This window comes from Nonomuraea sp. NPDC050783, from assembly GCF_040802095.1.
Lineage (GTDB): Bacteria > Actinomycetota > Actinomycetes > Streptosporangiales > Streptosporangiaceae > Nonomuraea.
The window spans coordinates 77,456-91,753 of record NZ_JBFAHK010000020.1; the positions used below are offsets into that span (position 1 = coordinate 77,456).

The following is a 14,298-nucleotide window of genomic DNA, read 5'->3' on the forward strand; positions in this document are numbered from 1 at the left end:
TAATGTCCGGCCACTCCAAATGGGCGACGACGAAGCACAAGAAGGCCGCGCTCGACGCCAAGCGCGGCAAGCTGTTCGCCAAGCTCATCAAGAACATCGAAGTGGCGGCTCGCACCGGCGGCCCTGACCCGGACGCCAACCCCACCCTCTTCGACGCCATCTTCAAGGCGAAGAAGAACTCGGTGCCCAACGACAACATCGAGCGGGCCCGCAAGCGCGGCGGTGGTCTGGAGGCCGGCGGCGCCGACTGGCAGACCATCATGTACGAGGGCTACGCCCCCGGCGGTGTCGCGGTGCTCATCGAGTGCCTCACCGACAACCGCAACCGCGCGGCCTCCGAGGTGCGCGTCGCCCTCACCCGCAACGGCGGCTCCCTGGCCGACCCCGGCTCGGTGTCGTACATGTTCAACCGCAAGGGCGTGGTGATCGTCCCCAAGCAGAACGGCCTCGACGAGGACACCGTCCTCATGGCCGTCCTGGAGGCGGGCGCCGAAGAGGTCAACGACATGGGCGACTCCTTCGAGGTCGTCTCGGAGGCCGGTGACCTGGTGCCGGTGCGCAGGGCGCTGCAGGAGGCGGGCATCGACTACGACTCGGCCGAGTCGAGCTGGCTGCCGTCCATGAGCGTGCCGCTCGACGAGGAGGGCGCCAAGAAGGTGTTCCGGCTGATCGAGGCGCTGGAGGACAGCGACGACGTGCAGAACGTCTACGCCAACTTCGACGTCAGCGACGCGGTGCTGGAGCGCCTCGGCGCCGAGTGACCACAGCGGCTCGCCGCTGAATGACCGCGGCGGCCCGCCGTCGAGTGACCACAGCGGCTCGCCGCTCGGGTCATCGCGGCGGTCCGCCGCCGAGGGCCGGTGGTATGCGCCGGGCCCTCGGCCCGGCGTGGCCCGTGCCGAGGTGTCCGCGCGGAGACGGCGGCCGTGCGGGCGGCGGTCGGGCGGAAGCGGCCGTGGGGCGGTGGCCGGGATGCGGGAGCGGGCGGGCCCGCGTAGGGTCGGGCGACGTGACTTCCCCCAACCCGCCACAGCCCTCCTACCGCGCGATCGGCTGGCTCCTCGCCCTGCCGGCTCTCCTCGGCACCCTGATCACCCTGGTGCTGCCCAGCGCCCAGACGATCTGGCTCAGCTTCCAGAGCGGCGGCGTCATCACGGAGAGCGTGTTCGCGGGCACGGCCAACTACACCGGCCTGCTCGGCGAGCCCCGGTTCTGGCAGGCCCTGGGGTTCACCGCGTCGCTGATCGTCGCGCCGCTGGTGGTGTCCGTGGTGGTGGCGCCGCTGCTGGCCCTGGCGCTCGACCGCGGCGGCGCCTGGCCGCGCCGGGCCGGGCGGGTGGTGCTGGCCCTGGCGATCGTCACGTTCTCGCCGGTCGGGGTGGCCACCGCCTGGCTGCGCGCCCTCCACGCGGGCGCCTCCGCCGCCTCCTCCTCCGCCGCCTCCTCCTCCGGGCCTCTCGGCCTGACGGCCGCCGACCTCGGCGATCCGGCCGCCGCGCCCGGCGCCGTGCGGATCGTCGTGGCCGCGGCGACGTTCGGCGTGGTGTGCGCCGTGGCCGTCACCGCCTACCTGCCCGCCCTGCGCGGCGACGAGCCCGCTCCCGCCATGGTCGTCGTCGGCGTCCTCGTCGCGATCGCCACCGTCGCCGTGGGGCTGCAGACCTTCGCCATCGCCACGACGCTCACCCGGGGCGGTCCCGCGCACTCCACGGCGACCCTGGCCTTCCTCGAGTACGACTACGCCTTCAGGCTCGCCAGGTTCGGCCCCGGGGCGTCCGCGGCGACCGTCACGGGCGTGCTGCTGGGCGTCCTGGGCGTCGCCGCCACGATCGTCGCCGTCACCACCCGCCTGCGCATCACCCTGACCCGCCCGGCCCCGCCCGCCACTCCCGCTGCCGCTGCCCCCGCCGCCCCCACTGCCCCCGCCGGGCCGTCCGGGGCCGCAGGAACGGTCCCGGGCCGCGCCCGCCGCCCGGCGACCGGCGCGGTGGTCGCCGGGGCGGTGGCGCTGGTGCTCCTCGTGGCCGCGGGCGTGCTGCTGGCCTGGCCGTGGATCTCGGCCGTCCTGTCCGGCGCGCCCGGGACCGCCCCCTCCGCCGCCCAGGACGGGCTGCGCACCCAGCTCAACACCTGGGTGCCGGCCGCCGCCGGAGCCCTCGTCTCGGTCGGCGTCGCGTACCTGGCCGCGCTGGGCATCGGCGGCCTGCGCCCGCTCGGCCGGTCCAGCGAGTGGCTGCTGCTGGTCTTCGCGCCCTGGTTGTTCGCCGGCACCGGCGTCCTCGGCGTCGCGAACTGGCAGAACATGCGCAACCTCGGCCTGATCGACACCTTCCTCGCCCTCGTCCCGCCGCTGCTGGTGAGCGTTCCCGCCCTGTTCGTCCTCACCTTCCTGTGCAAGGGCCTGGCCGAGCGCGACGGCGGCCGTGACTTCTTCGGCGGCGTCGTCCTCCCGTCGCTCCCGATGGCGGGCATCCTGGCCGGCGCCGTCACCCTGGTGAACGCCCAGGACCTGCTCTGGCCGATGCTGGTCGCCCAGCAGCCCGGCCTGCTGACCGCCCCGGCCACGCAGTTCGCCCGGCTCGGCGAGTTCTCCGCCGCCCCGGACGCCGGCCTGACCACGCCCCTGGCGATCGTCGCCGTCGCGCTGGCCGCCGCCGTGGCCGCCCAGCTCCTGTACCTCGACCGGCTCGCGATCGTGACGAACGACGCGTCCGCCGGGGCGGGAAACGACTCGCGCGAGCGGGTCGGCGCTGCGTAGGTTGGACGGCTGTGGAAATTCGCGATCTCACCCCCGACGACCTCGACGACGTCCTCGACCTCCGCAAGCGCGCGTTCGGCCCGCTGGCCGCCTCCGACGCCGAGACCTGGCGGCGGGCCGTGATCCCGGTGCTGGGCGAGGGGCGCTACCTGGGCGCGTTCGACGGCTCCCGGCTCGCCGCCGCCGCCCGCCTGCGCCAGTTCACGCAGTGGTGGCACGGCCGCCCGCAGCCCATGGCCGGCGTCGCGGGCGTCACGGTCGGCCCCGAGGACCGGGGCCGGGGCGTCGGCACCCGGATCATGCGCGCGGTCATCGACAGGGCGGTGGCGCTCGGCGACGCGGTGTCCGCGCTGTTCCCCGCCACCACGCCCATCTACCGCGCCCTCGGCTACGAGCACGCCGGCGCCCAGCGCAAGGTGACGCTGCCCGCCGAGTCGCTGCGCAGGCTCCGGCCGTCCGGGCAGGTCAAGGTGCGCAGGATGGGGCCCGCCGACGCCGCCGAGCTGATCGCGGTCCTGCACCGGGTGCACGCGGCCGCCCGCTCCAGCGGGCCGATCTCCTACGACGAGCGCACCTGGGGCCTGTGGCTCGACGACGATGACGACTTCCGCTACATCGCCGACGACGGCTACCTCATCTACCGCTGGCACGACGGCGACGTCCAGATCGACAACCTCGTCGCCGGCTCCGCCGAGACGGCCAGGGCGCTGTGGTCGATCGTGGGCAGCTCGTCCTCGATCGCCAAGAACGTCATCGCCCCCGTCGCGCCCGACGACCCCGTGCTGTGGCTGCTGCCCGAGCGCTCCCAGGACCACGTCACCGAGCAGCGGTGGATGTTCCGGGTGCTGGACGTGGCCGCCGCCGTCGAGCGCAGGGGCTACCCGGCGGCCGTGACCTGCGAGGCCGTCGTCACCGTCGAGGACCCGGTGCGCGGCGGCGGCACCTGGCGGCTGGAGGTCGCGGGCGGCTCCGGCACGGCCATTCCCGCCGGCTCCGCTGGAGCACCCGCTGCCGTGCTCTCGGCGAACGGCCTGTCCGCCCTCTACAGCGGCGTCCCGACCGCCACGCTGCGCGCCACGGGGCTGATGTCCGGCGACGAGCGCCACGACGAGGCCCTCGACGCCGCCTTCGCCGCCAAGGCGTACATGCTCGACTACTTCTGACAGGCTTTCCCCGTACGGGCCGGCGGGTTCTCCGGCCCGGCGGGCGGGCGACCCGCCGGGCGCCGCACGGTGCGCGGCCGGCGCGGTCGCGGTAAAGTCTCGTGCCGAACAGATGTTCGGCCGTGCGGGGAGGGCGATCGGGTGCGGGTGTTGGGCGTCGATCCGGGGCTGACCCGGTGCGGCCTGGGAGCCGTCGAGGGGCGGCCGGGGGCGCCGCTGACGATGGTGGCCGTCGGGGTGGTCCGCACGGGCTCCGACGAGGAGCTCGGTGCCCGCCTCGTCGGCATCGAGGCCGGCATCGAGCGGTGGCTCGACGACGTCCGGCCCGACGCGGTCGCGGTGGAGCGGGTCTTCAGCCAGCACAACGTCCGCACCGTGATGGGCACCGCCCAGGCGGCCGGGATCGCCGTGCTGTGCGCGGCCCGGCGCGGGCTGCCCGTGGCGCTGCACACGCCCTCGGAGGTCAAGGCCGCCATCACCGGCAGCGGCACCGCCGACAAGAAGCAGATCGGCGCCATGGTCACCCGGCTGCTGCGGCTGCCGGAGATGCCCAAGCCCGCCGACGCCGCCGACGCCCTGGCGCTGGCCATCTGCCACGTCTGGCGCGGCGGCGCGCAGAGCCGCCTGGCCGCAGCGCTGGCCCGCGCCACCCCGAAGGGCTCGCGCCCGTGACCTCCCTCCCGGCCGCCGCGCGCCGGCCGCCCGTCACTCCGGGGCGGGCCCTGGCGAGGGGTGGCGGGGCCGCGGCGGCGGGCCTGACGACGACGATGAACGTTTCACCAACGACAGGGGGCCGGCTGTGATCGCGTCGGTGGCAGGGAAGGTGACGGCCATCGCGCCGGACGCCGCCGTCATCGAGGTCGGCGGCGTCGGCGTCCTCACGCACTGCACGCCGGCGACCCTCGCCCGGCTGCGCGTCGGCGAGCAGGCCAGGCTGGCCACCTCGCTGGTCGTGCGCGAGGAGTCACTCACCCTCTACGGCTTCGCCACCGACGACGAGCGCACGGTGTTCGAGCTGCTGCAGACGGCCAGCGGCGTCGGCCCCAAGCTGGCCCTCGCCATGCTCGCCGTCCACCCGCCCAACGCGCTGCGCCTCGCCGTGGCCGGCGCTGACCTCAAGGCGCTCACCCAGGTGCCGGGCATCGGCCAGAAGGGCGCCCAGCGCATCGTGCTGGAGCTGAAAGACCGCCTCGGCACGCCGGAGGAGGCTGTCGACGCCGCGCTCAACGGCGAGCGGCGGGCGGCGCTGTGGCGCGAGCAGGTCCATTCGGGCCTGGTGGGGCTCGGCTACTCCGGCAAGGACGCCGACGAGGCGATCGCCACCGTCGAGCCCCTCGCCGACGCCGACCTCGCCGCCGGCCGCCAGCCCCAGGTCGCCGCCCTGCTGAAGGCCGCCCTGCGATCCCTGAGCATCCGATGACCCCCGTACCGCCGCCCCCGGGCCCCGCCTCCCGCCCCCGCGCCCACACCCCGCCTCCGGCGGGATCGGCGGCGGTGGGGTCGGCGGGGTCGGCGCGGTCGGGGCCGGTCCGGACAGGGCCGATACTGGCAGGACGGCTGCCGACGGCGCCGGAGCCGACGAGGCCGGAGCCAAAGGCGCCGGGGCCGATGGGGCCGGGGCCAAAGGCGGCGGGATCGAGGGGGCCGGGGCCGATGGGGCCGGGGTCGAGGAGAGGGTGTGATCGGCGTGGGAATCGAGCGTGAGCTGGTGTCGCCCGACGCCACCGGTGACGAGCTGCAGATCGAGGCGGCCCTGCGTCCCAAGCGGCTCGACGAGTTCATCGGGCAGGGCCGGGTGCGCGAGCAGCTCTCGCTGGTGCTGGAGAGCGCCCTGCGCCGCCGCCGCCCGCCCGACCACGTGCTGATGAGCGGCTCCCCTGGCCTCGGCAAGACCACCCTGGCCATGATCATCGCGGCCGAGCTCAACGCCCCCCTGCGCATCACCTCCGGCCCCGCCCTGGAGCGGGCCGGCGACCTCGCGGCCATCCTGTCCACCCTGTCCGAGGGCGAGGTGCTGTTCATCGACGAGATCCACCGGATGGCCAGGCCCGCCGAGGAGATGCTCTACCTCGCGATGGAGGACTTCCGGGTCGACATCGTCGTCGGCAAGGGCCCGGGCGCGACCGCCATCCCGCTGGACATCGCCCCGTTCACGCTGGTCGGCGCCACCACCAGGGCCGGCCTGCTGCCCGCGCCGCTGCGCGACCGCTTCGGCTTCACCGCCCACATGGACTTCTACGAGCCCGCCGAGCTGGAGCAGGTGCTCTACCGCTCGGCCCGGCTGCTCGGCCTCGACCTGCCCGCCGACGGCGCCCGCGAGATCGCCCGCCGCTCCCGGGGCACGCCCCGCATCGCCAACCGCCTGCTCAGGCGGGTACGCGACTTCGCCGACATCCGCGCCGGCGGCGTGATCGACCGCGACATCGCCGCCGCCGCGCTCAACCTGTACGAGGTCGACGCCGAAGGGCTCGACCGGCTCGACCGGGCGGTGCTCGGCGTGCTGCTGAAGAAGTTCGGCGGCGGCCCGGTCGGCCTGTCCACGCTGGCGGTGGCCGTGGGGGAGGAGCCGGAGACCGTCGAGGTGATGGCCGAGCCGTTCCTCGTCAGGCAAGGGCTGCTGGCCAGGACCCCGCGCGGGCGGGTCGCGACGGCGGCGGCCTGGATCCACCTGGGCATGACCCCGCCACCGGACGCGTTCGGTGCGGTCGTTGCGGACTGATCACGGAAAGGTTGCAACCGTCACATATCGGGAACTTCCCCGCGCGCCGAAACGCTGCCTCGTTGCCGCGTTTCTCAACAAGCGCCTACACTCCGTGGCTTGGCTGCCTGTGTAGGCTGACGGGCTGAGCGGCGCGGCCCGACGCAACGCACGGAATTTCCGGCGCGAGGCCGGTGTCAACTCCTTGTACGACAATGGAAGGTCGCCCCTTATGGACATGGGAAACCTCGGAAGCATCCTGCCGCTGATCCTTCTGGTGGTGGTGTTCTACTTCCTGCTGATCCGCCCGCAGCGCAAGCGCCAGCAAGAGGCGATCAAGATGCAGAACAACCTGACGCCCGGCACTCGCGTCATGACGACGACCGGGCTGTTCGGGACCGTGGTGACGGTGGACAATGAGGACGTGATCCTCGAGGTTGCGCCGGGCATCGAGACCCGCTGGGTCAAGGCCGCGATCGGCCGTGTCGTCGCTCCGGGTGAGCCGGTGGCCGACGAGCCGTTGGTCGACGAGGCCGTCGAGGAGAAGAACGAGTCCGGCATCGCCGCCGACCGCGACGGAGAACAGGACTCCAGCACCAAGCGACTTGACTAAGCTTCTGCGACAAACCTCTATCCGAAAGAACTGACGACCAGTGGCCCGACCGACCAGCCGCCACAGCCGACCGGGGCGCACGCTCCTGGTGCTGCTGGCGCTCATCCTCGCCATGGGCGCGACGATGCTCCTGCAGAAGGCGTTCACGCCCAAGCTGGGGCTCGACCTCGCCGGCGGCACGACGGTGACTCTGTCCCCCGTGACTCTCAACAACGCGAGTCCACCGGAGGAGATCCTCGACCGCGCGGTCAACATCATCCGTGACCGGGTCAACGGCACCGGCATCTCCGACGCGGAGGTCGCCAAGTCCGGCGACAACATCATCATCTCCATTCCGGGCGCCGGGCAGAACGAGGCCATCAAGCTGGTCGCCACCACCGCGGAGCTGCGCTTCCGCCAGGTGCTCGCGATGGAGGCCACGCAGGTGCCGCAGGACCTGGCGACCAACGCCCCCTCACCAGGCGCCTCGCCGGCGGCCTCCGCCACGGGCAGCCCCTCCACGCAGCAGTCGGCCAAGCCCGGCTCGTCCCGATCGGCGGGCACGCCGGCGCCCTCCGCCTCGCCCACCGGCAAGGCCCTGTCGTCGGCGCTGACCGCGCCGACGCCGGCCGCGTCCGCGCCCGCCGAGCCGTCGGCGACGCAGCGCGCCCAGGGCCAGGACGGCCAGAGCACCGGCAAGAAGGGCCAGAACGCCAAGGCCACGCCGGCCACCTCGCCGTCGGGGTCGCCGTCCGCGCAGGCCAGCACCCCGCCCGCCCAAGACCCCAACTCCGCCGTCAACACGCAGGGCATCGACCCCGCGGTGCTGGCCCAGTTCAACAAGCTCAACTGCGCCGACCCGGCCAACCGCGGCCAGGGCGTCCAGGACGACCCCAACAAGCAGTACGCCGGCTGCGAGGCCGACGGCAGCTACAAGTACGTCCTCGACGTCGCCAAGGTCGTCGGCACCGACATCGACACCGCCAGCGCCGGCATCCGCCAGGGCACCACCGAGTGGGTCGTCCAGCTCGACTTCAAGAGCAAGGGCGCGGGCGCCTGGGCCGACCTCACCCAGAAGGCGTACAACTCGCAGGAGCCGCGCAACAAGGTCGCGGTCGTTCTCGACGGCGTGGTCATCACCGCCCCCAACATCATCAGCCCGATCCCCGGCGGCCGGGCCGAGATCACCGGCGGCTTCGACCAGGCCAGCGCCACCACCCTGGCCGACCAGCTCAAGTACGGCGCGCTGCCGCTGAAGTTCAACCGCAGCTCCGTCGACACGGTCTCCTCCACGCTGGGCCAGGACCAGCTCATGGGCGGCCTGATCGCGGGCGCCATCGGCCTCGCGCTCGTGGTGTTCTACTGCCTGCTCTACTACCGCGGTCTCGGCATCGTGGCGGTGCTGAGCCTCGTCGTGGCGACGGTCATCACGTACACGTCGGTGGTGGTGCTCGGCCACAACGCGGGCTTCCGCCTGTCGCTGCCGCACATCATCGGGCTGGTGGTCTCGATCGGCATCACCGCCGACTCCTTCATCGTCTACTTCGAACGCATACGTGACGAGATGAAGGAGGGGCACCGCACGCTGCGGGCGGCCGTCGAGGTCGCCTGGGTCCGGGCCCGGCGCACGATCCTCATCGCCGACGCCGTCATGTTCATCGCCGCGATCGTGCTGTACTTCCTGGCGGTGGGCGGTGTGGCCGGGTTCGCGTTCGCGATGGGCCTGACCACGCTGATCGACATCGTGGTGGTGTTCCTGTTCACCAAGCCGTTCATCGCCCTGCTGGCGAGGCTGAAGTTCTTCGCCAAGGGGCACCCGCTGTCGGGGCTCGACGCCGAGCGCATGGCCGACACCCACAGCCCCGCCCGCCCGACCACCCCGCAGGAGGCCTGACATGGGACTCGCGCGTCGCCTCTACAGGGGCGAGATCGACGTCGACTTCGTCGGCAAATGGAGGCTCTGGTACAGCCTGTCGGGCCTGCTGCTGCTCATCTCGATCGTCGGCCTGGTCATCAACGGGCTCAACCTGGGCGTGGAGTTCAGGGGCGGCACGGTCTTCTCGTTCAAGACCTCCCAGAACGTCACGGTCGAGCAGATCCGTGAGTCGATCAAGGAGGAGGGCGTGCACCAGGTGATCGTCCAGTCGGCCGGCAACGGCTGGCGGGTCACCACCGAGGCCCTGGAGGAGAACCTCCGGGTGCGGGTGCAGTCCGACATCGCCAAGGACTACAACACCTCCACCGGCCAGGTCAGCGTGCAGGCCATCGGCGCGACCTGGGGCGGCGAGGTGTCGCAGAAGGCCTGGATCGGCCTCGGCGTGTTCATGCTGGCGATCATCCTCTACCTGTCGATGGCGTTCGAGCCGAAGATGGCGCTGGCCGCGATCGTCGCGCTCGTCCACGACCTGGTCATCACGGCCGGCATCTACGCCTGGTCGGGCTTCGAGGTCACGCCGGCGACGCTGCTGGGCTTCCTGACCATCCTCGGTTACTCGCTCTACGACGCGGTCGTGGTGTTCGACATGATCAAGGAGGTCACGGCCAAGCTGGGCCACACCTCGAAGATGACGTACTCGATGGCGGCCAACAACGCGCTCAACCACACGCTGATCCGGTCGCTGAACACCTCGCTGGTCGCCATCCTGCCGGTGGCGGCCATCCTGTTCATCGGCACCACGCTGCTCGGCGCGGGCACGCTCAAGGACCTGTCGCTGGCCCTGTTCGTGGGCATGATCGTCGGTACGTACTCCTCGCTGTGCGTGGCCACGCCGCTGCTGGTCACGCTGAAGGAGCGGGAGCCGAAGTACCAGGCCATCGCCAGGCGGCTGGCCTCGACCAAGGGCGCCTCCGGCAAGGGGGCGAAGGGCGGCTCCAAAAGCGCCGCGGTAGCCAAGGGCTAGCTCTCCGGCCGTGAGGCCGTGACGACGCCCCCGCCCGGGTCCCGGCGCGGGGGCGTCGCCGTGTCCGCACCCCTGCGGTCCCGGGAGGGGCCGGGATGCACCATCATGGTGCCGGGCACACGGCCACCGGCGCAGAGAGGCGAGGGGAAACGTCATGACCGAGCTGAGCACGATGATCCTGGACCGGATCAGGGACGTCCCCGACTATCCCAAGCCGGGTGTCATGTTCAAGGACATCACCCCGCTGCTGGCCGACCCGGTGGCGATGGCCGCCGTGGTGGACGAGCTGGCCGGCCTGCACCAGGCCGACAAGATCGTGGGCATCGAGGCCCGGGGCTTCATCCTGGCCGCCCCGGTGGCCTACCGCGCGGCCGCGGGCTTCGTCCCGGTGCGCAAGAAGGGGAAACTGCCGGCCGCCACGCTGGAGGAGTCCTACGATCTGGAGTACGGATCGGCGACCATCGAGGTGCACCGCGACGCGTTCACCCCGGGCGACCGGGTCCTGATCGTCGACGACGTGCTCGCCACGGGCGGCACCGCCAGGGCGACCGTCGATCTGGTGGAGCGGGCCGGCGGCGTGGTGACCGGCGTCGCGGTCCTGATGGAGCTGGCATTTCTCAAGGGCCGCGAGCGTTTGCACGGAGTGGACGTCCGTTCCCTGGTGATCGTCTGAGCCCGGCCGCCGACGGCTCGGGTTCGCCGCCTGGATACACTGGGGGATCTGGACCCGAACGTGAGGAGCCAATTGCGTGAGGAGCCATTGCGGGAGGAGTCTGAGTGCCCCGTGACGCGGTCGTGCCCGACGTAACCGACTCCGGCAATGCCGAGCAGTCCGGCGCGCCGTCGGTGCGCCGGCGGCGTTTTGGGGGTGGGGCCATGAACCCGGTGCTGGAGCCGCTGTTCCGGACCGTCCGCGCCACCCATCCCAAGGCCGACCTGCGCCTGATCGAGCATGCCTACGACGTGGCCGCCTACCACCACCGCGACCAGAAGCGGAAGTCGGGCGACCCGTACATCACGCACCCGCTGGCCGTGGCCACCATCCTGGCCGAGCTGGGCACCGACGACGAGACGTTGTGCGCCGCGCTGCTGCACGACACGGTCGAGGACACCGCCTACGGCCTCGACGAGCTGCGCGGCGACTTCGGCGACACCATCGCCTCGCTGGTCGACGGCGTCACCAAGCTCGACAAGGTGAAGTTCGGCGACGCCGCGCAGGCCGAGACCGTGCGCAAGATGGTCGTGGCCATGTCGCGCGACATCCGCGTGCTCATCATCAAGCTGGCCGACCGCCTCCACAACATGCGCACGATGCGCTACCTGCCCGAGCACAAGCGCCACCAGAAGTCCCGCGAGACCCTGGAGATCTTCGCCCCGCTGGCCCACCGCCTGGGCATGAACACCATCAAGTGGGAGCTGGAAGACCTCGCCTTCGCCATGCTCTACCCCAAGCGCTACGACGAGATCGCGCGCATGGTGTCGGAGCGGGCGCCGCGCCGCGACCTGTTCCTGCAGGAGGTCATCGAGAAGGTCTCCGGCGACCTGCGCGAGGCGAAGATCCGCGCGGTGGTCAAGGGCCGGCCGAAGCACTACTACTCGGTCTACCAGAAGATGATCGCCAGGGACGTCGCCTTCGACGACATCTACGACCTGGTGGGCATCCGCGTCCTCGTCGACAGCGTCCGCGACTGCTACGCGGCGCTCGGCACCATCCACGCGCGCTGGAACCCGGTGCCGGGGCGGTTCAAGGACTACATCGCGATGCCCAAGTTCAACATGTACCAGTCGCTGCACACGACGGTGATCGGTCCCGAGGGCAAGCCGGTGGAGCTGCAGATCCGCACCCACGCGATGCACCACAGGGCCGAGTACGGCGTGGCCGCGCACTGGAAGTACAAAGAGGAGGTCGGCTCCGGCGGCCCCGGCGGCAAGGTCAAGCCGGGCAGCGACATGGCGTGGCTGCGCCAGCTCCTCGACTGGCAGAAGGAGACCGCCGACCCGGGCGAGTTCCTGGAGTCGCTGCGCTTCGACCTGTCGGTCTCCGAGGTCTACGTCTTCACCCCCAAGGGCCAGGTCATCGCCCTGCCCGAGGGCGCCACGCCGGTCGACTTCGCCTACGCCGTCCACACCGAGGTGGGCCACCGCTGCATCGGGGCGCGGGTCAACGGCCGGCTGGTGCCGCTGGAGTCGCGCCTGGGCAACGGCGACACCGTGGAGATCTTCACCTCCAAGTCGCCGGACGCCGGGCCGTCGCGCGACTGGCTGAAGTTCGTCAAGTCGGGCCGCGCCCGCAACAAGATCCGGCAGTGGTTCTCCAAGGAGCGCCGCGAGACCGCGATCGAGGCGGGCAAGGAGGCCATCGGCCGCGCCATGCGCAAGCAGGGCCTGCCGCTCCAGCGGCTGATGTCCGGCGAGGCGCTGCTGGCGCTCGCCCGCGACCTGCGCTACCCCGACGTGTCGGCGCTGTACGCGGCCGTCGGCGAGGGCCACATCGCGGCCCAGTCCGTGGTGCAGAAGCTGGTGGCCTCGATCGGCGGCGTCGACAGCGCCGAGGAGGACATCGCCGAGACCTCGCTGCCGACCCGGCTGCGCGGCCGTCCCCGGGGCGCGGGCGGCGCGGGCGTGGTCGTGTCGGGCGACGCCGACGTGTGGGTGCGCCTGTCGAAGTGCTGCACGCCGGTGCCCGGCGACGACATCGTGGGCTTCGTCACCCGCGGCCACGGCGTGTCCGTGCACCGCTCCGACTGCACCAACGTCCAGCAGCTCAAGTCGCAGCCCGACCGGCTGGTCGAGGTGAGCTGGTCGCCGAGCGACGACAGCGTGTTCCTGGTGGCCATCCAGGTCGAGGCGCTCGACCGGCCGCGCCTGCTGTCCGACGTCACGCGCACGCTGTCCGACCAGCACGTCAACATCCTCAGCGCGTCGGTCACCACGTCCCGAGACCGGGTGGCGATCAGCAAGTTCACCTTCGAGATGGGCGACCCCAAGCACCTGGGGCACGTGCTCAAGGCCGTGCGCAGCATCCAGGGCGTCTTCGACGTCTACCGGGTGAGCGGGGCCGGCGGCTGACCTCCCCACGGGCCGAGGGCGGGCTCAGCGCGGGCGCAGGTCGGGCAGGTTGACCACGATCGCCTCCTGGGTGCTGCGGGCGATGACGACCACGGCCTCCCGGTCGGGGTCGGGGTTCTCCTCGCGGTGGGGCACGTACGGCGGCACGAACACGTAGTCGCCGGGCCCGGTCTCCAGCCGCGTCTCCTCGCCGTCGCGCAGGAACACGAACGACGGCGTGCCGCTGACCACGTAGATCGCGGTCTCGGAGGCGCCGTGGTGGTGGTCGGCCGAGCGGGTGGCGGGGGCGACGTGCGTCTGGCCCATCCACAGCCGCTCGGAGCCGGCGCTCGCGCCGCTGACCGCCGCCAGCCTGCGCATGCCGGAGCTCTGCGCCGTCTCCCCTGAGAGCGCCTGTGCGGGCACGTGACGCAGCGGCCGGTGAAAGGGGTCGCCCTCCACCCGGTAGCCCTCCCAGAGGCGCCCTCCCGCCCGCTCCAGGACGTCCGAGGCGACGCCCGCCAGCAGCGACGGGTCCTCGCACGCGCTCAGCAGCCGCTCGGCCAGCTCCGGGTCGTGCGCGCGCAGCTCGCGCAGCAGCCACTTGCCGCTGCCCTGCCACCGGCGGCCGAACCCCAGCGCCAGCCGCGCGGTGTCCTGCACCACCTGCCAGGAGATGAACGCCCGCTCCCCGGGGTCGGCGGCGCCCGCCAGGTCGTCGAGCAGGTCGGAGAGCATGTAGCGGGCCCGCTGGGCCTCGCCGTCGCTCAGCCCGCCGGGGCCGGCCGCCAGCCGCTCGCCCAGGGCCGCCTGCAGGTCGCTGGCCCGGCCGCCGGTGCGGTCGGCGAGCACCGCGCCCTCGGCGCACATGCGCGCCAGGCTCGGCTGCCGCCGGTCGAAGTCCTGGTCGAGGTAGGCGCGCAGGCTCGTCTCGCTGTGCACGAACAGCTCCACAGGCCAGCCACGCCAGCGCAGCGACTCGCGGTAGGGCGTGGGCAGGCCGTCGAGCACCACGACGACGTCGAGGTCGGAGGTGCCGGTGCGGTGCTCGGTGAGCACGCTGCCGCCGACGAAGGCGTACAGGGCACCTGGGAACATCTCCTCGACGAGCGCCCGCGCGACGCTGACCGGATCCATGC

At 72.4% G+C, this 14,298-nt stretch carries 12 protein-coding genes; 11 read left to right on the forward strand and 1 reads right to left on the reverse strand.

All coding sequences use genetic code 11. The features are described 5' to 3' along the window. The first annotated feature begins 2 nt into the window (after window positions 1-2). From AB0H75_RS38460 to AB0H75_RS38510, 11 genes are all read left to right on the forward strand, one after another. Complete coding sequence (locus AB0H75_RS38460; protein WP_367804653.1) at window positions 3-761, forward strand: YebC/PmpR family DNA-binding transcriptional regulator; 759 nt, start codon at window positions 3-5, stop codon at window positions 759-761. A 248-nt stretch (window positions 762-1,009) separates the two neighbouring features. After that, window positions 1,010-2,758: a hypothetical protein gene (locus tag AB0H75_RS38465; RefSeq protein WP_367804655.1), complete on the forward strand. Its 1,749-nt coding sequence runs from the start codon at window positions 1,010-1,012 to the stop codon at window positions 2,756-2,758. 11 nt (window positions 2,759-2,769) lie between these two features. After that, window positions 2,770-3,921, forward strand: a complete 1,152-nt coding sequence (eis, locus tag AB0H75_RS38470) for an enhanced intracellular survival protein Eis (RefSeq protein ID WP_367804657.1) — start codon at window positions 2,770-2,772, stop codon at window positions 3,919-3,921. Between the two features lie 141 nt (window positions 3,922-4,062). Next, window positions 4,063-4,593, forward strand: a complete 531-nt coding sequence (gene ruvC / locus AB0H75_RS38475) for a crossover junction endodeoxyribonuclease RuvC (protein WP_367804659.1) — start codon at window positions 4,063-4,065, stop codon at window positions 4,591-4,593. 127 nt (window positions 4,594-4,720) lie between these two features. Continuing rightward, window positions 4,721-5,341 (forward strand): Holliday junction branch migration protein RuvA, encoded by a 621-nt coding sequence (gene ruvA / locus AB0H75_RS38480; protein WP_367804661.1) that lies wholly within the window; start codon window positions 4,721-4,723, stop codon window positions 5,339-5,341. A 267-nt stretch (window positions 5,342-5,608) separates the two neighbouring features. Then, a complete protein-coding gene (ruvB, locus tag AB0H75_RS38485; protein WP_367804792.1) occupies window positions 5,609-6,640 on the forward strand; it encodes a Holliday junction branch migration DNA helicase RuvB in 1,032 nt (343 codons plus the stop codon). A gap of 211 nt (window positions 6,641-6,851) precedes the next feature. Continuing rightward, window positions 6,852-7,232, forward strand: a complete 381-nt coding sequence (yajC, locus tag AB0H75_RS38490) for a preprotein translocase subunit YajC (RefSeq protein ID WP_367804663.1) — start codon at window positions 6,852-6,854, stop codon at window positions 7,230-7,232. A gap of 40 nt (window positions 7,233-7,272) precedes the next feature. Beyond that, window positions 7,273-9,105 (forward strand): protein translocase subunit SecD, encoded by a 1,833-nt coding sequence (gene secD / locus AB0H75_RS38495; protein ID WP_367804665.1) that lies wholly within the window; start codon window positions 7,273-7,275, stop codon window positions 9,103-9,105. Window position 9,106: 1 nt separating this feature from the next. Then, window positions 9,107-10,111: a protein translocase subunit SecF gene (secF, locus tag AB0H75_RS38500; protein ID WP_367804667.1), complete on the forward strand. Its 1,005-nt coding sequence runs from the start codon at window positions 9,107-9,109 to the stop codon at window positions 10,109-10,111. Between the two features lie 154 nt (window positions 10,112-10,265). After that, complete coding sequence (locus AB0H75_RS38505) at window positions 10,266-10,784, forward strand: adenine phosphoribosyltransferase (RefSeq protein WP_367804669.1); 519 nt, start codon at window positions 10,266-10,268, stop codon at window positions 10,782-10,784. 203 nt (window positions 10,785-10,987) lie between these two features. After that, window positions 10,988-13,180 (forward strand): bifunctional (p)ppGpp synthetase/guanosine-3',5'-bis(diphosphate) 3'-pyrophosphohydrolase, encoded by a 2,193-nt coding sequence (locus AB0H75_RS38510; RefSeq protein WP_367804794.1) that lies wholly within the window; start codon window positions 10,988-10,990, stop codon window positions 13,178-13,180. A 24-nt stretch (window positions 13,181-13,204) separates the two neighbouring features. On the opposite strand, the gene AB0H75_RS38515 is transcribed toward AB0H75_RS38510, so the two are convergent. Then, complete coding sequence (locus AB0H75_RS38515) at window positions 13,205-14,296, reverse strand: cupin domain-containing protein (protein ID WP_367804671.1); 1,092 nt, start codon at window positions 14,294-14,296, stop codon at window positions 13,205-13,207. Window positions 14,297-14,298 lie beyond the last annotated feature (2 nt).